The organism is Dyella sp., from assembly GCF_036384435.1.
Classification (GTDB): Bacteria; Pseudomonadota; Gammaproteobacteria; order Xanthomonadales; family Rhodanobacteraceae; genus GSA-30.
The window spans coordinates 1-17,573 of the sequence record NZ_DASVMI010000114.1; the positions used below are offsets into that span (position 1 = coordinate 1).

16 protein-coding genes and 1 pseudogene are annotated in these 17,573 nt (G+C 62.6%); 5 read left to right on the forward strand and 12 right to left on the reverse strand.

What is annotated here, in order from left to right:
- The 4 genes and pseudogenes from VF436_RS11445 to VF436_RS11460 all read right to left on the reverse strand — a co-directional run.
- A pseudogene (locus tag VF436_RS11445) lies at positions 1-139 on the reverse strand (IS3 family transposase); the annotation flags it as partial.
- Between the two features lie 169 nt (positions 140-308).
- Positions 309-1,013 carry a C40 family peptidase gene (locus VF436_RS11450; protein WP_330904158.1) on the reverse strand — a complete coding sequence of 235 codons (705 nt, stop codon included), beginning with the start codon at positions 1,011-1,013 and terminating at the stop codon, positions 309-311.
- A 241-nt stretch (positions 1,014-1,254) separates the two neighbouring features.
- The gene (locus VF436_RS11455; RefSeq protein WP_330904159.1) at positions 1,255-1,977 is read right to left on the reverse strand and encodes a YggS family pyridoxal phosphate-dependent enzyme; all 723 of its coding nucleotides are present in this window, start codon (positions 1,975-1,977) and stop codon (positions 1,255-1,257) included.
- Between the two features lie 49 nt (positions 1,978-2,026).
- Complete coding sequence (locus VF436_RS11460) at positions 2,027-3,448, reverse strand: M20 family metallopeptidase (RefSeq protein WP_330904160.1); 1,422 nt, start codon at positions 3,446-3,448, stop codon at positions 2,027-2,029.
- A gap of 182 nt (positions 3,449-3,630) precedes the next feature.
- Between VF436_RS11460 and VF436_RS11465 the strand changes: the two genes are divergently transcribed.
- From VF436_RS11465 to VF436_RS11475, 3 genes are all read left to right on the forward strand, one after another.
- On the forward strand, positions 3,631-3,978 hold the full coding sequence (locus VF436_RS11465) for a ComEA family DNA-binding protein (RefSeq protein WP_330904161.1): 348 nt from the start codon (positions 3,631-3,633) through the stop codon (positions 3,976-3,978).
- A 151-nt stretch (positions 3,979-4,129) separates the two neighbouring features.
- A complete protein-coding gene (locus VF436_RS11470) occupies positions 4,130-4,612 on the forward strand; it encodes an SET domain-containing protein (RefSeq protein WP_330904162.1) in 483 nt (160 codons plus the stop codon).
- Positions 4,612-5,151, forward strand: a complete 540-nt coding sequence (locus VF436_RS11475; protein ID WP_330904163.1) for a GNAT family N-acetyltransferase — start codon at positions 4,612-4,614, stop codon at positions 5,149-5,151. Before VF436_RS11470 ends, VF436_RS11475 begins: the two co-directional genes overlap by 1 nt.
- Before the next feature lie 24 nt (positions 5,152-5,175).
- Here the strand turns inward: VF436_RS11475 and VF436_RS11480 are convergent, their stop codons facing one another.
- Genes VF436_RS11480 through VF436_RS11500 form a run of 5 tightly spaced genes read right to left on the reverse strand, consistent with a single transcriptional unit; the run spans position 5,176 to position 9,751 of the window.
- Positions 5,176-6,777: a sulfite reductase flavoprotein subunit alpha gene (locus tag VF436_RS11480; protein ID WP_330904164.1), complete on the reverse strand. Its 1,602-nt coding sequence runs from the start codon at positions 6,775-6,777 to the stop codon at positions 5,176-5,178.
- An 8-nt stretch (positions 6,778-6,785) separates the two neighbouring features.
- Positions 6,786-7,748, reverse strand: coding sequence for an FAD:protein FMN transferase (locus tag VF436_RS11485; protein WP_330904165.1), 963 nt, complete (start codon positions 7,746-7,748; stop codon positions 6,786-6,788).
- Positions 7,749-7,758: 10 nt separating this feature from the next.
- Positions 7,759-8,571 carry a DUF4198 domain-containing protein gene (locus tag VF436_RS11490; protein ID WP_330904166.1) on the reverse strand — a complete coding sequence of 271 codons (813 nt, stop codon included), beginning with the start codon at positions 8,569-8,571 and terminating at the stop codon, positions 7,759-7,761.
- A gap of 20 nt (positions 8,572-8,591) precedes the next feature.
- Positions 8,592-9,107, reverse strand: a complete 516-nt coding sequence (locus VF436_RS11495) for a DUF2271 domain-containing protein (RefSeq protein WP_330904167.1) — start codon at positions 9,105-9,107, stop codon at positions 8,592-8,594.
- Positions 9,108-9,118: 11 nt separating this feature from the next.
- On the reverse strand, positions 9,119-9,751 hold the full coding sequence (locus tag VF436_RS11500; RefSeq protein ID WP_330904168.1) for a PepSY-associated TM helix domain-containing protein: 633 nt from the start codon (positions 9,749-9,751) through the stop codon (positions 9,119-9,121).
- A 225-nt stretch (positions 9,752-9,976) separates the two neighbouring features.
- Here VF436_RS11500 and VF436_RS11505 point away from each other — a divergent pair, with 225 nt between their 5' ends.
- The gene (locus VF436_RS11505; RefSeq protein ID WP_330904169.1) at positions 9,977-10,669 is read left to right on the forward strand and encodes a response regulator transcription factor; all 693 of its coding nucleotides are present in this window, start codon (positions 9,977-9,979) and stop codon (positions 10,667-10,669) included.
- Positions 10,666-12,108 (forward strand): sensor histidine kinase, encoded by a 1,443-nt coding sequence (locus VF436_RS11510; RefSeq protein WP_330904170.1) that lies wholly within the window; start codon positions 10,666-10,668, stop codon positions 12,106-12,108. The genes VF436_RS11505 and VF436_RS11510 overlap by 4 nt, the downstream gene beginning before the upstream one ends.
- 12 nt (positions 12,109-12,120) lie before the next feature.
- Here the strand turns inward: VF436_RS11510 and VF436_RS11515 are convergent, their stop codons facing one another.
- From VF436_RS11515 to VF436_RS11525, 3 genes are read right to left on the reverse strand one after another with little or no spacing between them, the layout of a single operon-like run.
- Entirely contained in the window at positions 12,121-15,153 is a 3,033-nt protein-coding gene (locus VF436_RS11515) for an efflux RND transporter permease subunit (RefSeq protein ID WP_330904171.1), read from the reverse strand.
- The gene (locus tag VF436_RS11520; protein ID WP_330904172.1) at positions 15,150-16,169 is read right to left on the reverse strand and encodes an efflux RND transporter periplasmic adaptor subunit; all 1,020 of its coding nucleotides are present in this window, start codon (positions 16,167-16,169) and stop codon (positions 15,150-15,152) included. The genes VF436_RS11515 and VF436_RS11520 overlap by 4 nt, the downstream gene beginning before the upstream one ends.
- A complete protein-coding gene (locus tag VF436_RS11525; protein ID WP_330904173.1) occupies positions 16,166-17,476 on the reverse strand; it encodes a TolC family protein in 1,311 nt (436 codons plus the stop codon). The genes VF436_RS11520 and VF436_RS11525 overlap by 4 nt, the downstream gene beginning before the upstream one ends.
- Between the last annotated feature and the right edge of the window lie 97 nt (positions 17,477-17,573).

Consider the following 17,573-nt stretch of genomic DNA (forward strand, 5'->3'; position numbering starts at 1 on the left):
ACGAGCCGCTTTGCGCATAGCGCCGTTCAAACTCTACCGGTGACAGGTCGCCGGCGAAACTGTGCCGGCGAATCGGGTTGTAGAACATCTCGATGTAATCGAATACGTCCGAGGCTGCCGCCGTCCGTGTGGGGTAGATGCCACCGGCCCAACTTCTCGATCATCTTGCGGTCCAGCATCGATGCCACCTAATCGAGCCTCAAGAGCATGCCGGGTTGCAAAAGGGCTCCACAGCACGCCGCGATGAACCTAAAAAAAGCCGCCCATGAGGGCGGCTTTGAACTGTGGAACACATGTGAAGCGGTGAATCAGCCGTTCTGGGCGATGCCTTCCGGGCGCTTGGCACCGGCAAAACGCTTGGCCCAGTAGGCTTCGGAGAGGTTATCCACCCGCACGGTCTTGCCGCGCGAGGGCGAATGGATGAACTGCCCGTTGTCGATGTAGATACCGACGTGGGAGATGCGGCCGCGGCCACCACGGCCCGCCGTGCGGAAGAACACCAAGTCACCCGGCCGCATGTCCGCACGCTTGACCGCCAGGCCAGCGACGAACTGCGACGCGGAGTTGGTCGGCAGTTCCAGGCCCACGGCATGCGCGAACACGTATCGAACAAAGCCGCTGCAATCGAAACCGGTGGACGGATCGTGGCCGCCACGGGTGTAGCGGATGTCGCGCAGCTTCATCGCCAGACCGATCAGCGCGTTGCGCAGGTCCAGGCCGTTGGCGCTGTCCAGATTACCCTCATCGTCGGCATCGGCCACGTTATCGGCCGCGCTGCTGGTGGCGGACTTGTCAGCCTGCGTCGCGACCAGGGCGTCAGCACTGGGGACCACGGACTGCGCGAGACCGGGCGCCGGGCTGAAGGCCGGCAGCTGCGTCATCAACAGGGAGGCTGTGGACGAGAAGGACGCCAGGTTCGAAGAGGCTTCGGGTGCGGCGTCCTGGGCAAATAACGGTGCGGACAGAAACAAAGCGCTAGCCAAGGCACTGGCGGTCAATCGCTTGAGCGGCATGCAGGAACATCCCCTGTAGCTATTCACGAGATTGGCCGCCGGACTGACCGGCGACCGTGACGAAGTAGTGAAGTTAGCAAAGAGGCATAGGCCGTTTGTTCGATCGAGGTTAACTGAACTCCATCGTTCCAAAATTCCCGAAAGCGATCGGGACATATGCAAACAATTGAAATTAATGAATTTTCTTTTGTTATCGCCAGGTGCAGGCCAGATAAATAAACTCTTTAGATTGTAAGGTTCATTAATCTATGACTGTAGGCTGGCGCCGACCGAAGATCGCGGTACCTATCCGAATCTCACTCGCCCCCTCGGCGATGGCCGATGGAAAATCACCGCTCATGCCCATGGAAAGGCGCGGCAATACCCGGCCGCGCCGGGCTTCGTCCTCCCGCAGCAAGCGCAGTTCACGAAAGCAGGCACGTACTGCCTCCGTGTCCAGCGAATGGACCGCCATCGTCATCAAGCCTTGCACTCGCAGCGCCGTCAACGGTTCAAGTGCATCCAGGAACCCGGGCAATTGCGCGGGGGCGAGCCCAGATTTGCTCTCCTCGGGCGAGGTCTTCACCTGGACAAGCACATCCAGCGAACGCCCTTCCTGTTCCAGGCGTCGTTGTAGAGCCTGAGCCAGGTCCAGCCGATCAAGCGACTGCACCTCCGAGGCAAGCCTGGCGACATCCTTGGCCTTGTTGGTTTGCAAATGGCCAATGACCACCCAGTTGATCGCGCAATCGGCCAGGGGGCCGGCCTTGTCACGGATCTCCTGCACCTTGTTTTCGCCAAAGCGACGCAGGCCCAGCCGGGAGGCCTCGCGGATGGCATCGACGGGAAAGGTCTTGCTGACCGGAAGTATCGACACTTCCGAGGGATCACGGCCCGCATCGCGGCAGGCTGCGGCGACGCGCTCGCACACTGCCGACCACTGGCCGGCGATATACGAAAAATCTCCGGAGATATCGGCAGGCATGGCATGGCTCCTCAGGATGGCCGGCGGGACCGCCCCGCCGGCCTGTTGCTCAGGCGGCGCCTTGTGCGAAGTGGCGCGCCACGACCTCGGCCACGACCATGCTGACCCGCTTGCCGGTGGGAATGTGCAGGAATTCGTTCGGGCCATGCGCATTGGAATGCGGGCCAAGCACACCGGTGATCAGGAACTGCGCCTGCGGGAATTTCTCGCCCAGCATGCCCATGAACGGGATACTGCCACCCTCCCCCATATAAGCTGCCGGCGCACCAAAGAAGTGCTCCGAAGCCTCGGCCACCGCCTGCTCCAGCCAGGGCGACAGCTGTGGGGCATTCCAGCCACTGCCATCCTTCTCCAGCTTGAAGGTGACCTTCGCGCCATACGGCGGGTCTTTCTCAAGCAGTTCCTTGACGAACTGACCGGCCTTCGCGCCCGAGAGCGTGGGCGGTACGCGCAAGCTCAGCTTCACGGCAGTACGCGGACGCAGCACGTTACCTGCGCTCTCCAGCGGCGGCATGCCATCCACACCCGTCACCGCCAGTTGCGGACGCCAGGTGCGGTTGAGTACCAGTTCGGTCAGATCTTCGGTGACCGGCTTCATGCCCGCGACGAAGGGAAACTTGTCGTAGATCGCCGTGCCCAGGACGTCGGCCGAGCGCCGGGCCTGGTCGACACGCTGCGAGGGAATCTCCACGTAGAGTTCCTCGGGCTTGATCTTGCCTGTCTGCGGATCTTCCAGACGGCTCAAAAGCTCGCGCAGGATACGGAAACTCGATGGCACCACGCCGGAGGCGTCGCCCGAGTGCACGCCTTCTTCGAGTACCTGGACGCTCAGCTCACCGCCAGTCATGCCGCGCAGTGAAGTAGTCAGCCACAACTGGTCATAGTTGCCGCAACCCGAATCCAGGCACACCACCAGCGATGGGTTGCCGATGCGCGACGCCAGGTGATCGACGTAGTACGGCAGGTCATAACTGCCCGATTCCTCGCAGGCCTCGATCAGGATCACGCAACGGGCATGCGGGATGCCCTGCTCATGCAAAGCCAACAGCGCGGCAAGCGAGCCGAAGATCGCATAGCCATCGTCCGCGCCACCACGGCCATAGAGCTTGTCGCCCTTCAGTACCGGCATCCACGGTCCCAGCCCTTCGGCCCAGCCGGTCATCTCTGGCTGCTTGTCCAGGTGACCGTAGAGCACCACAGTGTCTTCGTTCTGACCGGGAACTTCGATGTAGATCAGCGGGGTGCGGCCTTCCAGGCGAACCACTTCCAGCGTGGCTCCCGGCAGGGAGGAAAGCTTGGACCTTGCCCAGGTCTCCATCAGCTTCACCGCAGCATCCATGTAGCCGTGCTCTACCCACTTGCTGTCGAACATCGGCGACTTGTTCGGAATGCGGATGTATTCGACCAATTGCGGCACGATCTCGTCGTCCCACAGGCCGCTGATGAAGCTCGAAAGGCGAGCAGTGTCCATGGCGGGTCCTCGAAAAGCGGAAATGATTAGTGTACCGCGATGCCTCGTATCCTCGGCGACAGGCCATCAGGGCTTAAGACTACGTAGCTAATCCTTGCATGCGGCAACCGGCAATCGCATGCGCCGACTGCCTTTTCCAGTCTGGCCGGGGATAGTGAGAGTCCCTCCCACGGAGCTACTGCATGCGGCAATTTTCCTTGCGTGTCACCAGCCTTGCCTTGGTCACGTTTAGCCTCTGGACCGGATATGCCATGGCCGCCACGTCGGTCAACATCAACACGGCCGATGCCAAGACCATCGCCGAATCCCTTGACGGCATCGGGCTGGCGCGGGCCCAGGCCATCGTCGAACACCGACAGGCCCATGGCTTGTTCAAGAGTGCAGATGAGCTGACACAAATAAAGGGCATTGGCAGCGCAGTCGTGGAGCGCAATCGCCAAGCCATCACGTTCGATACCGAGCCGGAAAAGCCCACCGCCAAGAAAAGCAGGGCCTCCAACAGCAAACGAGCCGACTCACCCGACACCTGACCGACCACGTTTATCCGCGGCGGCATGGCGATCTAGGCCCATCTCCCTTCTGGACCGACATTCCCATGACCGCCGCGGGCCTTCTCAACGGCATCTGGTCAACTGCACCGGTTGCATTACACTCGCCGCACTTTCAGCCAACGGCACCCTCATGATCCTGCCGCGATATCGCATAGCCGCCTCGACCATCAGTGGCGCTGGCAAGGGGCTGTTTCTGAATGAAAAAGTCTCGGCGGGCCAGATCATCACCGCGCCTGACGCCATCCACCAAACCTGGCGCCAGACCGAACTGGAAAGCGACCCCCTGCTTGGAAACGAAATGTATTCGGCGGCACGCTGGTTCGAAGACCGCTATACCTTGTCCCCTGACTGGCCCGACGAGTGCTACATCAACCACAGTTTTTCCCCCAGCGGTCTGTGGCACCTCGGTTTTGTCTTCGCGCTCAATGACTTGGCTCCAGGCACAGAGATTACGGTCGATTACCGACACCTGCTACCTCCGGGCCAGGAGGAGGACTTTATCGACACGGCCACTGGTGAGAAAATAATCGGCTGGTCCTGGCACGAAAGCCTGTCGCTGAGTACACAGGCGCTTTCGCGGCTTCTGTCTTCCGCCACTGTCGTTGATCCGTGATGTTCGATATCCCCACCCTTGAAACCGCGCGCCTGCGTCTTGCGCCACTCACCGAGCGCCATTTCGACGCCTATGCCCAGATGCTGGCCGACCCGGCGAACACGCGCTGGCTTGGCGACGGTGAGCCGCTCGACCGCACTACCGCGTGGCGCTCACTGGCGATGCTGCTTGGTCATTGGCAGTTGCTCGGGTACGGCATGTGGGCGCTGGAGTTGAAAGAAGGCAACGAATTCATCGGTCGCGCCGGACTGATGCACCCGGAAGGATGGCCGGACACCGAGCTGGGCTGGATGCTCAAGCCCGAACATCGCCATCATGGATACGCCACGGAAGCTGGCCGGGCGATCCTGGATTTCGCATGGACCTCGCTGCGCCTCCAGCGCGTGATCAGCCTGGTCCGCATTGGCAACGAAGCATCCGACCGAGTCGCAGAACGACTGGGTGGCGAGCATATCGATGACATGGATTTCCACGGCAATACAAGCCATGTCTTTGCCTATTACGCCCCCTGTCAGCCGCGCAGGGTGTCCTACGCCTGACCCGGTAACGGGCAACGCTTGCGCTCAATACACGTCGCGACGATAGCGGCCTTCCATGCGCAAGCGTTCGATCGTGGCCGTGCCCAGCACCTCGGCAAGCACCGCATCAACGCCCGGAGCCATGCCCTCAAGGCTGCCGCAGACGTAAATAGCCGCACCCTCCTCGACCCAGGCTCTGAGGGTGTCCGACGCTTCGCGCAAACGATGCTGCACGTAGACCTTCTGCGTACTGTCGCGCGACCAGGCCAGATCCAGCCTTTCGATGCTACCTTCAGCAGCCCAGGATTCGACATCGGCACGATGAAAGAAATCATGTGCCACCTGGCGTTCGCCGAACAGTAACCAATGGCGTCGATGACCGGCCGCAATGCGTGTCTTTAGCAGGCTGCGCAGTCCGGCCAGTCCGGTGCCGTTACCCATGAGGATCAGGGGTCGATCATCGTCTGGCAGGTGGAAATTAGCGTTGTTGCGAATGCGCAGTGCGATCGTTGCCCCCACCGGGGCATGCCGTGTCAACCAAGAAGATGCCAGACCCGGACGTCCGTCAGCACGATGCTTGCAACGAACGAGCAAATGAATCGCGCCATCCGCAGGCGTAGAGGCAATCGAATATTCACGATGCGGCAGGGCGAGTAAGGCGTCGGCGACGTCCTGCGGGGACGAATCGCGTACGTCATCGATCAGTGGCAAGTGGGCATGTGCCAAGGCATCGGCCAGGGTAGTCACCTCACCCTGGACCATGACACGCACGCTACCGTCGAAACCCGCGTCGTGCAGCCAGTCGGTCACATCATCAGGCGCTTGTCGTGGCCCGATTTCAACTAGGTCGCCCGCCTGCCAGGTTGCGCTCTCTTGCTGGCATTGCAGCACCAGATGAAAGCAGGCGCCGCCCTGGCTGCCGTGGTTCATCAGTCGACGCTCCACCAAGGTCCACGGCTGATAGCGGGGGGCGTGCCAGTCAGGCATGTCCTGGACACCGGCAAGTAATGAAAGATGATGTTGCCAATGGCGCAAGGCTGCCGGATCGCCGTTGTCCACTTCCACCGGATCAAAAAGCATCTGCGCGCCATTTTCGCGCAACCAATGCCCGAGTCGTCGGCCGAAGCCACAGAAATGTGCGTATTGGCGATCGCCCAGGGCAAGCAGACCAAAGCGCAAACCGCCGAGGTCTATGGAAGCAGTCATGCAACGGCCAACAAATCCCGCAGCGCTATCGGGTGCATCGCCCTCGCCGGTGGTGCTGACTATGAACAAGACACGCGTCATGCCATGTAGCGATGCGGCGTCGAGTCCACCCAGCGCAAGCGCATGCGCGTGCGTACCAGCGGCTTGCAGGCTTTGTACCGTATGCAAGGCCACTTCCTCGGCAAACCCGGTCTGGCTGGCGAAAGCCACCAGCCATGACTCGCTACCGGCGTGTTGCACCGGCGGTATACGTCGCCGCAGGAAAACCAGCAGGCACAAGCAGCCCCAGGCCGTCACGGCTGCCGCAGCCGCCAGAACGCGCGCCGGACGCGGCATGCTCCAGCTCATGTCACGCGCGTGCCATGCCGCCAGCACCACCCAGGTCACAGCCAACAGAAAAAGCAGCACAATATTGCCGCGCGCCACGGGCGCTCCGGACACGCTCCGACTCATGCCTGCAAGGCCGCCGCAAATGCCGTGGTCAAACGGGGTTCCAGGCCATCTGGGGTGCGCAGCACGAACAGCACAGCGATGTCGCGAGCCTGGGCAAATGCAAGCCCCCGCTCGGGGCCCAGCAGGGTCATGGCGGTCCCCAGCGGGTCGGCATGCAAGGCACGCGACGCCAGTACGCTGACGGAGGCCACCGCCTGCGACACGGGTCGTCCCGTGCGCGGATCGATATGGTGTGAGTAGACCTCGCCGGCGCTGGCGAACCGACGACGGTAGTCGCCGGATGTCGCAATGGCCATCGCGTTCAATGCCAGCGAACAGAAATAGCGGCCCTGGGCATCGGGCATCTCGATACCGACACGCCACGCAGAGCCATCGGGCTTGCATCCATGGGCCTTCATCTCGCCGCCCACTTCGACCAGCCAGGATGTCACGCCATGGGCACGGAGCCAGTCACCGACCACGTCGACAGCGTATCCCTTGGCGATCGAGGAGAGGTCGACATAGGCACCGCCGGGTTGGCGCATGGCGAGTGTGGCCTGATCCAGTTCAATTCGTTGCCAACCGATTCGTTCGCGCGCAGCAAGCACCGCATGCTCCGCTACGGGTTCCTGCCGCGTCGCATCCGGGCCAAATCCCCATAGGTTCACCGCCGGCCCGACCGTCGGGTCGTAGATACCCCCAGTTTCACGTGCAAGCGCGAACGCATGCGTGATTACCTCAAAGCACGCTGGCGACAAGACATGCCACGTTCCCGCCTGGGCGCGATTGAAGCGCGAAAGCTCCGATTCGGGTTTATACGTGCTCATGGAGCCATCGATGCGATCGAGGCAGGCCTGCACGCCAGCCTGGACAGGCTCCAGTGCCATGTCGACAGGCAGCACAGCCCGCACGGCCCAGGAAGTTCCCATGGTACGCCCGTGCAGTTGCGACACGGGCATGACGGCCTCGATCGTCGACATGCGCTGCGACTTACTCGGGCAGCACTTCCAGCGTTGCCGAGTACGCCACGCGGCGCTGCGAGGCCTGCTTGACCTGCGTCTTGGCGTCCTGGGTATTGGCATTGACCCAGTACATGCCCGGATGCGGCCAGCGAAGCGTGAACTTGCCATCAGCCCCCGTGGTGGCTTCGACTTCTTCCGGTGCATTGCGATAGCGCACGCCACCGGCGATGGCGGTGACTTTCAGGTCGGCCGCCGGCTGGCCATCGAGCAGCAACTGGAACGTTGCCGCTTCTCCGGAGACCAGGTCATTGACCTTGGTGACCGGTACCAGCTCGATACCGTCGCCGGTGGTCTTCAAGGCGACATCGTTCGGCTTGCCATTGCTGACGAAGGTCTCCACGCGATTGAGCGACTCGGTGACTTCGACATTTTTTGCGCCGGCTGGCAGCTCTTTCGCCATGTCTGCCGCGTTGCCGCGCCAACGTTTCTTCTCGCCGTTGAGTTCGTAGCTGGCGAATACGCCAGCGTTGACCATGGCGATCTTGTAGGTGCCCTGCTGGACCAGATGAACATCGAAGGTGCTGCGGTACTTTCCGGTCGAGGCGTTATCCGGCTTGACCGGCTGGCCGTCCGGTCCGGTGATCACCAGGCGGTCGAGCGAACCGGGAAAGTGATCGGGAAAAAACAGGTCATTGGAAACGGCCGCATCGACGGTCACCCACGGATCGGCGCCGGCCACGGACGTGGCCGAAGGCAATAACCACATCTTGTGCGCATGCGCGGTCAGGGGTAGCGCAAGCACCATGGACAGTGCGGCCATCTTGAATACGGAACGATTCATATCGGTAGCTCCTTGAAGTCTTACGGTGCGAGGTCGAGCTTGACCGCGCCCAGTTCCACACTGCCGCTCTGGTCGATGTGCTGGGCGCTGGTGACCGGCCACTCGAACGGCACGTGCACCACTTCGCGTCCACCTGTCTCACGCGCGGCCTCCACCACCAGTTCGTACTTGCCAGCGGGCAGGTCGCCGAGCGGCGCCTTGCCACCCTGGAATTTCAGCACCTGATCGCCCACCGGGCGCGTGGCGCCGGATACACCATCGACCGGCAGTTGTTGCTCGCGCCCACCATGGCGCCACCACAGGCGCAACTCCGGCAGCCATTTGGTGCCAGCCCCTTCCTTGCTGTCCTTCTGCGCGTACCACACCGCCAGTTGCGAGGCGATGCTCTTGTCCGCGCGCTCGATCCACACCGAGACATAAGGGCGGTGGTATTCGGCCACGTTGAGCCGCGGAATGTTCACGGTGACATTCATGTCGGCCGCCCAGGCGGGGGCAACGAGGGCAACGGCGGGTATGGAAATCAGCAGGCGACGCATCGGCAACCTCGTCAGTGGATGAAAATCAGGGCAAGCAGCAACGGCAACAGCAGGCCCATGGCCACCAGGGGCCAGGTGGCACCACGCTGCGCGGCGTGCATCTTGAGCAACAGCAGCCCGGTGACCGAGAAGATCACGCAAGCCAGGGCGAACACATCGATGAACCATCCCCAGGCTGCGCCGGCATTGCGACCCTTGTGAAGATCATTGAGATAGGAGATCCAGCCGCGATCGGTGCGCTCGAAGTCCACCTTGCCGGTCTGGCGGTCTATGCTGAGCCATGCATCGCCGCCTGGGCGCGGCAGCGAGACGTAGAACTCATCATCAGAAAGGTCGCCCGAGTAGCCGGAAACATCGACATCAAGCGTTTCGCGCACCCAGTCGACGATCACCGTCGGCACCGCCATGCTCTTGCGCTCAGCCTGACCGGCCAAGGCGCGCAATAGCGGTGCGGGCAATGACGCACTTCGATGGGTCGTATGCGGGCTGGCCTCGATCTGACCGGCATGATTGAGCGTGAAGCCGGTGATGGCGAATGCCAGCATGCCAATCAGGCACAGCGCCGAGCTGATCCAGTGCCACTGGTGCAGTTGCCTGAGCCAGAAGGCGCGCCCGGCACTGCGCTGGATAGGCTGTGTCGACAACTACAGGATCCTCGTCAAAAACCGGGCGGGAGCTGAAGGGAATGCAACGACCGATCTGAAAAGCAGGCCCACAGGCCCCAGATCTTTGCCGCGCGGGCTGCACCCCCTTAAGCTCGCTGTCGTGCCATCGCATTACCGCTGATGAGTTCGGCATGATCTCATAAATGAGAATCACTCGCAATTTTAACTCGTCGGTGCAAGCCCTAACGTGGAAGGAGAAAAAGCATGCGTATCCTGATTGCCGAGGATGACCCGGCCATTGCCGCAGGCGTCTGTGCCTCGCTGCGCCAGGGGGGCCATGCGGTGGACCACGTCACCGACGGTGCCCGTGCCGACAGCGCGCTGCGTGATACGCCCTATGATTTGCTGGTGCTTGACCTGGGCCTGCCTGCCCTGGACGGCAGCGACGTGCTGCAACGACTGCGCCGTCGCGGATCAGGTACCCCGGTGCTTGTGATCACGGCGCGCGAGGGCCTGCGCGAACGGGTACGCGTGCTCGACCTGGGCGCCGACGACTATCTGGTCAAGCCATTCGCCCTGGCCGAGTTCGAGGCACGCGTGCGCGCCCTGCTGCGCCGGTACACCTCTCAAGGCGCGCCGGAATTGAGTATCGGCCGGCTGCGTCTGGATCTCCCCGGCCATCGCGCCTGGGTCGACAACATCCCGCTGGAACTGACCGCGCGCGAATTCGGCCTGCTCGAAGCCCTTGCGGCGCGTCCTGACCGGGTCACCAGCCGCGCGCAACTTGTCGAAGCGTTATGCAGTTGGGACGAAGAACTCACCGACAACGGCCTGGATATCGCCATCTATCGCTTGCGCCGCAAATTGGCCGATTCAGGAACCCAGGTGCGCACCATCCGAGGCTTGGGCTACTTGCTCGAACAGGTCAAGGACGACTCTGACGCGGGCGCCGCATGAGCCGCGACCGGCCTTCGCAACCCTGGCTATACCGCAAGCTGACTCCCGACGGACGGCAAAGCCTGCATCGGCGCCTGCTGTCGTTCCTGCTTGTACCGCTGATGCTGATGCTGTTGATCGAGAGCCTGGTGACCTATACGGGCGCACTGGTGTACTCCAATCATGTGCACGATAGCGACCTGGCCGACAGCGTCGTCACCCTGGCCGAGATGCTCAGTAAGCAGGACATGGGAGACCAGATCTCTCCGCAGGCGCGTTTCCTGCTCGAATTCGATCCGCAAGGTCATAACTACTTCAGTGTCAGCAGCGACAAGCGTGGCCTGCTGGCCGGCACGAGCGAACTGCGTCCTCCCGCAAGCCTGACACTCACCGTCGACACCGCGCCGCGCTTGTACGACCTGGTCATCGACCGCCGCCCGGTACGTGCCGCTACCGCGCGCATCCCCAGCAGTCACGATCCAGGCGATGAGCTCACGTTGACGATTGCCGAGACCCTGCACGACCGCCACGAGCGCGCCAAGGAAATCCTGCTGCTGAGTATTCCCGCCCAGGCAATGCTGATCGCCGGTGTCTTTGCGTTGGTCTGGTATGGCGTACGCATCGGCCTGCGCGTGCTCGATCCACTCACCGAACGACTGGCCACGCGCGAACATGACCTGGCACCGATCGGCGACGCTGACGTGCCGGTGGAGATCCTGCCACTGACCCGGACCATCGACGGGCTATTCGCCCGCTTGCGCGGCATGCTGGCACTGCAGGATCGGTTCATCGCCGACGCAGCTCACCAATTGCGTACGCCACTGGCGGGGTTGCGGGTCCATCTGGAACGCGCGCAAAGCGATCCGACTCCCGCCACGGTACACGATGCGTTCGAACATATCGGACGGCTGACGCATCGTGCCAGTCGCACGTCCACCCAATTGCTGGCACTGACACGCGCGCAATCGCCCGAACACGAAAGCCGTGTGCCGGACCTGATCGACCTCAATCGCGTAGTGCCGGAAATGCTCAGCCTGCGCGTGCATGAAGCGTTGGCCGCGGGCGTGGACCTTGGTTACGATGGCTGCGACAAGCCGGCCTGGATCGATGGCGACCGCAACACCTTGCAGGAAATGCTAGATAACCTGATCGATAACGCCCTGCGTTATGCCGGTCGCCGCAGCATCGTCACGGTCACGGTCGACCAGCTCGATCACCGTCCACGCCTGACCATCGAGGACAATGGCCCTGGCGTGCCACCGGAATTCCTGGCGCGCCTGGGCGAGCGATTCTTTCGCGTTCCCGGCAGTGGTGAGGAAGGTACTGGCCTGGGCCTGGCGATCGTGCAGCGCATCGCCGAACGCCACGCCGCGCAAGTGTTCTTCTTGCGCGGCAATGAAGGCGGGTTACGTGTGGAGATCGTGTTCCCTGGTGCACGCACCGAGCGCCGCGAGCGCTAGGCATGCACGTGGTTACCCGACTAGGGTCGGGTGACGGCGGTCGGTAAATCCAATCAGAATCGGCAACACCAGCAGCACCATCGGGTATTGCAGCAATAGGCCCGCCACGATCGCGATCGCCAGGGGCTGCTCGATTCCGGCTCCCGGCCCCAACGCGAGTGCCAGCGGCACGAGCGCCAGCACCGCGGCCAGAGTGGTCATGGTGATGGGCCGCAGCCGATCACGGCTGGCACGACGCAAGGCGCGCGCCGGTGCCATGCGCGCCGCCAACGACACATATTCGGATACGTAGAAGATCGCCATCTCCGTCCCCATGCCGATGATCATCGTCATGCCCATCATGGCCGTGACGTTGAGATCGACTCCGCTCAACCATAGCGCCACGAAAACCGCCATGACCGACAGCAACGAGCTCCCCATTACCCAGGCGGCCAGCACGATACGGCGATAGAGGAACATCAGCAGCACGAATTCGGCCATCAGGGCCATGACGAAGACACGCACCAGCCCGCCGAAGGCGATCTGTTGTTGCTGGTAAAGGCCGCCCAACTCGTATCGCACCCCTGGCTCCATCACGCCAGCGCGTGCCAATCGCCGCTGTACATCTGCCACCGCCGCACCGATGCCGCGACCCTCGATACGCGCCGTCACCGCCAGCATGGGTTGCAGGTTTTCGCGGCTGATCTGGGGCTGCCCACTGACCGTCTCCAGGGAGGCGATGCGGCGCAACGGAAAGACATGCCCGTCGGAGGCACGCAAGGGCAAGGCCAGGAGATCGGTGATGTGTGCACGGTCGATCCCGGGCATACGCACACGCACACCCACACTCTTGTTTGCGGCAAGCCATTGCGTGGCGATCGTGCCATTCATGGCCTGATCCAGTTGCGACGTGACTTCATCCACTCCCATGCCTTCGAACGCTGCCCGATCCGGATCGACGTGGATATCGATCGCATCGCCTGCCAGTTGCAGGCCGCTGCGCACATCCACTACACCCGCGATACCGGCTAAGGCAGAGGCAACTTTGTCCGCCTGCGCGGGCAGCACGGATGGATCGACGGCATACAACTTGATTTCGATAGGTTGCGGCACTGCGGTGAGATCACCGATGAGATCTTCCATCAGCTGCGCCAGTTCGATCTCCACACCCGGCACGCCTTTCTCGATGCGCTCACGCACGTCGCCCATCACCTCGTCGGTACTTCGCGCATGCCCCGGCTTGAGTCGTACGAAGAAATCGCCGTGATGCGCCTGCCCCAGGTCGCCACCCAGGCCGGTCCCCAGGCGGCGTGAGAATGTCGCTACCTCCGGTGTGGCGCGCAGGATGTCCTCAACCTGCCCCACTTGACGCACGCTTTCGTCGATCGAGGTGCCTGGCGCGGTGAAATAATCCATGACGAAACCACTTTCATCGACGGCAGGCATGAAACCGGTGCCCACATGCAGGCCTGCCATGATGCCGACGGCCACGACGCCCGCCAGCATGACGCCCAGCCACACAGGCCGGCGCGCCAGGCGCAGATAAAGCCAGGTGTGGATCCGATCCAGCCGATGTCGCGAATGTCCAGGATCACGCCAGCGCGTGAAATCGATCAGCCGCCCAGCCAGCAACGGCACGATCGAGACAGTCAGCAGCCATGACACCGTCAGCGCGCAGGCCATGGTGATGGAAAGCGCCCTGGAAAATGCGCCGGTAACGCCCTGCAGCAGCCCCAACGGCACAAATACGATCAACGTGGCCAGACTCGAACCAGACAAAGGTTGCACAAATTCCGCGGCTGCCTGCCAGACGGCCTTCGCCCCTTCATGCGCACCGGCACGCCGCGCGATATGCTCGATCATCACAATCGCATCATCGACGACCAGTCCCACAGCTGCTGCCATGCCCCCGAGCGTCATGATGTTGAAACTCATGCCCAGGCCACGCAGCAAGAGCACCGTGATGGCGAGGGTCGCCGGCACCACTAGCATCGCAATAGCCACGATGCGCACACTGCGCAGGAATACCAGCAACACCACCGCGGCGAGCAGCAACCCGATCGCGATTGCATCGCGCACGCCATGCGCCGACTGCAACACCAGTTCGCTCTGGTCATACCAGTTCACCAGGGTCACGCCAGGCGGCATATTCCATTGCGCCAATCGCGTACGCACCTGCGCGGCTATCTGCACGGCGTTGCCGTCGGGCTGCTCGTAGACGTTGAACAGCACGGCCGGCTTGCCATCCTCGGCAACCTTGATCCATTGCGGCACGTGACCGGGATGAATATCGGCCACGTCACCCAGCTTCACTTCGCGGCCAGACTGGGACCGCAAGACCACATCGTGCAAGGCCGATGCATCGCGCCAGCCCTGGTTGACCACCACCAGGTACAGCTTGTGGTCGTCCTGCAATCTCCCCACGGCCTGCAAGGCGTTGGCCTTGGCCACGCTGCTCGCCAGATCGGACATGCTCAATCCATACAACGCCAGCCGGTGCGGATTCGCCTCGACTTCGATCTCGGCAGTCTCGCCGCCCTGGACATCCACCCGCGCCAGGCCCGGCACGGAGGCCAGCAGGGGCACGATGCGATATTGCGCGAGATCGCGCAGTGCCTCCGGAGACATCGTGTCCGAACGCAGTGCATAGGAGATGATCGGAAACACGGTCGGGTCCATGCGCCGCACACCGTAGCTACTGCCGGTCGGCAATTGCGGCAGGACCTTGGCGATAGCCGCGTCCACCATCAATGTCGCTGCGAGCATGTCGCGCCCCCAGCCAAAATCCACCGATACCTGAGCCGAGCCACGCGTGGTTTCCGAGCGCACACCCGCTACACCAGGCACCGTGCGAATCGCCTCCTCGACCGGGCGCGTCAACAGCAGGGCCGTCTGGTCGGCAGGCCGGTCACCGGCGTCCAGATCCACCACCACACGCGGAAACGATACCTGCGGAAACAAGCCCATCGGCATGTCCCATCCCGCGACCAGGCCCGCCACTGCCAGAACCAGCACCATGAGGGCGAATGTACGGCCATGGCGCACCAGTCGATCGGTCCACGTCATCGAGCCGACTCCGAGGCGGCCATGCCGTCCTGGAGCTGCGTAGCACCCATGGTGACCAGGGGGCGTGCCGCATCCAGGTTGGCCTTTACCGCGCTCAAGCCATCCTGCTCGGCCAGGATAGTCACTGGCACCGCTACCGCCTTGCCTGCTGCGAGCTGAAAAACATGCCGGTCTGACGCTTCGCCAACCAAGGCCTGGTCAGGCACGATCCAGCCATGCTGCGTGGCAACCTCTATCCGGGCTCGGTACCCCTGCCCGACCAGTAACGGTTGATCAGCAGCGATATCCACATCGAGCTGATGTGTCCGCGTATCCAGCGCACGCGCGATATACCTCACCTTGCCATGCATGGAGGCTGCGCCATCGAATGCCACCAGCGACACCACATCACCCTGCTGGATACGGCTGTACGCTTCGGCGCCAGCATGAACGACCTGCTGGTCGGACGGGGACATCGATAATAATGAGGTCCCCGGCGAGACATTGTCCCCACGCGCCACACGTAAGGCATCGATCACACCATCACATGGTGCCTTGACGACCAGCCTGGATGCATCACCCTGTTGTTCGCGCAAGGCATCCCAGGTGGTCTGCGCATCATCGAGCGCCTTGTCCGCGTGGCTCAACTGATCGCGTGTCGCAAGCTGTCGCGCAAGCAATGCAGCCACGTGATCACGGTCGACCCTTGCCGCTGCCACAGCACTGCGAGCCTGGCGCCAGGCCGCACGGGCAGCCGGCGTGACGGCGATCGTCAACAAGGGAGCGCCACGCCGTACCTGCATGCCCGGCACGACCTCCCATTGCGCGATGACACCGGAAGCCTGCGTCGTGACCGACTGAACCTGGGCGACATTGACCTGCGCCACGCCATAGATGTCTTCTTTCAACACCAGGTCGCCCATAGCCACAGGCACGGTATGGACCTGGGCCTGCGGTGAAACCGATGGCGCATCGTCCGGCGCGTGACAGGCAACAAGCAACAGGCATATCACGCCAGTGAAAGTGCATCGATTCATGGGATTTCCGCCATTTCCGGCAAGGTCTCCGGCATACCGGAACCAAGAAGAGTTTCCAGAGCTGCGTGCTGTTCAAGCATCGTGCGATCCAGCGCGATCGCCGCGATCTCACGTGCGGTCGCCGTGGTCATCAAGTCAACATAAGCGCGGCGATCAAGCAGGCCGGCCTGCCAGGCAGCGAGCGCGGTGTCTGCCTGCTGGCGCGCCTGCAAGCGCTCAGGCTCCAGCGCATCGCGTTGCGCCCGCGCCAGCATGCATTGTGAACGCAGCAGCGCTACCTCATCCCTGGCCTGCCGTAGCCGCGCTACATATTCGTCATACAGTTGCTGCCGCGTGGCGCGCTCAATGGCGACATGCCCCTGGTTGCGGTCGAACAGGGGTAGCGACAGGCTGATCGACGGGCCGCCATTGCGTACACGGCTATTGTCCTGTGCCTCGGCAACACCGAACGACAGCGTTGGGAATTGCGCAAGCACAGCTGCCCGCAACTGCGCCTCCTGCGCGTGATAGCCCAACTGCAAGGCCACCAGATCGGGACGGCGATCCTGTAGCCGCTCCAGTTGCCCATCGACCCCACTGCAATCGTGCGCATCTCCTTGCGTGGACATGCGCAACCACAGCACCGTATCCGGCGCCAGACCCATCATGGCTGCCAGTTGTCGCCGTTGTGAAAGCAACTGGCGCCGCAGATCATCGACAGTCGCCTGGGCGTCACGTGTCGCCGCTCGGCTCGTGCCCGCCACGGCAAGTTCGACATCACCCTGCGCGAGGCTGTCGCCAAGCTTGGCATCAAGCGCTTGCGAAAGCGCCAGCATCGCCTGTCGCACCGATAATTCACGCTGGCCTTCGCTGATGTCCACGGCCAGCAGGTGCGCTTTGCCCAGCGTCTGCCATTCCTGCCAGAGCAAGCTGGCATCGACCTGTTCGGCCTGGGCGCGCGCTGCCTCATGCCGGGGCCGCCAAGTCACCAGGGCCTGGACGTCCTGGCTGATCGATGCCGTCCATGCCGTCGCGTCACCGGTACCGGACATCAGGTATCCCAGGTTGCCGCCTACGACCGGGTTCGGCAGCAAACCCGCCTGCAATAGTTGTGCTCGGGCTACACGGCGTTGTGCGCGCACGGAAACCAGTTCAGGGTCAGACAGCAGAACGCGCCGATCGATATCGGCAAGCGAAAGCGGTCCTTCCGTGGAAAATGAAGCTGGCGCAGGCGGCTGGTCGGGCAATGGCATCGGCCGGTAAGTGGCGCAACCGGCCAGGACAGCCATCCATGACAACGACAGCAAGCGCGTGAAAGACCTCTTCAAGGCTAGCGACCTTCGATGCATTCGATGCATGCACCGTAGCGAGGCCGTCTTAGTGCCAACTTTGAAAATAAGGATTTACGCCCCCACTACCGCCCCC

What these genes read in the sequence shown, in the direction of transcription:
- VF436_RS11450 (WP_330904158.1), bottom strand. Translation starts at nt 1,013, where the DNA reads ATGCCGCTCAAGCGATTGACCGCCAGTGCCTTGGCTAGCGCTTTGTTT.
- VF436_RS11455 (WP_330904159.1), bottom strand. Translation starts at nt 1,977, where the DNA reads ATGCCTGCCGATATCTCCGGAGATTTTTCGTATATCGCCGGCCAGTGG.
- VF436_RS11460 (WP_330904160.1), bottom strand. Translation starts at nt 3,448, where the DNA reads ATGGACACTGCTCGCCTTTCGAGCTTCATCAGCGGCCTGTGGGACGAC.
- VF436_RS11465 (WP_330904161.1), top strand. Translation starts at nt 3,631, where the DNA reads ATGCGGCAATTTTCCTTGCGTGTCACCAGCCTTGCCTTGGTCACGTTT.
- VF436_RS11470 (WP_330904162.1), top strand. Translation starts at nt 4,130, where the DNA reads ATGATCCTGCCGCGATATCGCATAGCCGCCTCGACCATCAGTGGCGCT.
- VF436_RS11475 (WP_330904163.1), top strand. Translation starts at nt 4,612, where the DNA reads ATGTTCGATATCCCCACCCTTGAAACCGCGCGCCTGCGTCTTGCGCCA.
- VF436_RS11485 (WP_330904165.1), bottom strand. Translation starts at nt 7,748, where the DNA reads ATGTCGACGATCGAGGCCGTCATGCCCGTGTCGCAACTGCACGGGCGT.
- VF436_RS11490 (WP_330904166.1), bottom strand. Translation starts at nt 8,571, where the DNA reads ATGAATCGTTCCGTATTCAAGATGGCCGCACTGTCCATGGTGCTTGCG.
- VF436_RS11495 (WP_330904167.1), bottom strand. Translation starts at nt 9,107, where the DNA reads ATGCGTCGCCTGCTGATTTCCATACCCGCCGTTGCCCTCGTTGCCCCC.
- VF436_RS11505 (WP_330904169.1), top strand. Translation starts at nt 9,977, where the DNA reads ATGCGTATCCTGATTGCCGAGGATGACCCGGCCATTGCCGCAGGCGTC.
- VF436_RS11510 (WP_330904170.1), top strand. Translation starts at nt 10,666, where the DNA reads ATGAGCCGCGACCGGCCTTCGCAACCCTGGCTATACCGCAAGCTGACT.
- VF436_RS11515 (WP_330904171.1), bottom strand. Translation starts at nt 15,153, where the DNA reads ATGACGTGGACCGATCGACTGGTGCGCCATGGCCGTACATTCGCCCTC.
- VF436_RS11520 (WP_330904172.1), bottom strand. Translation starts at nt 16,169, where the DNA reads ATGAATCGATGCACTTTCACTGGCGTGATATGCCTGTTGCTTGTTGCC.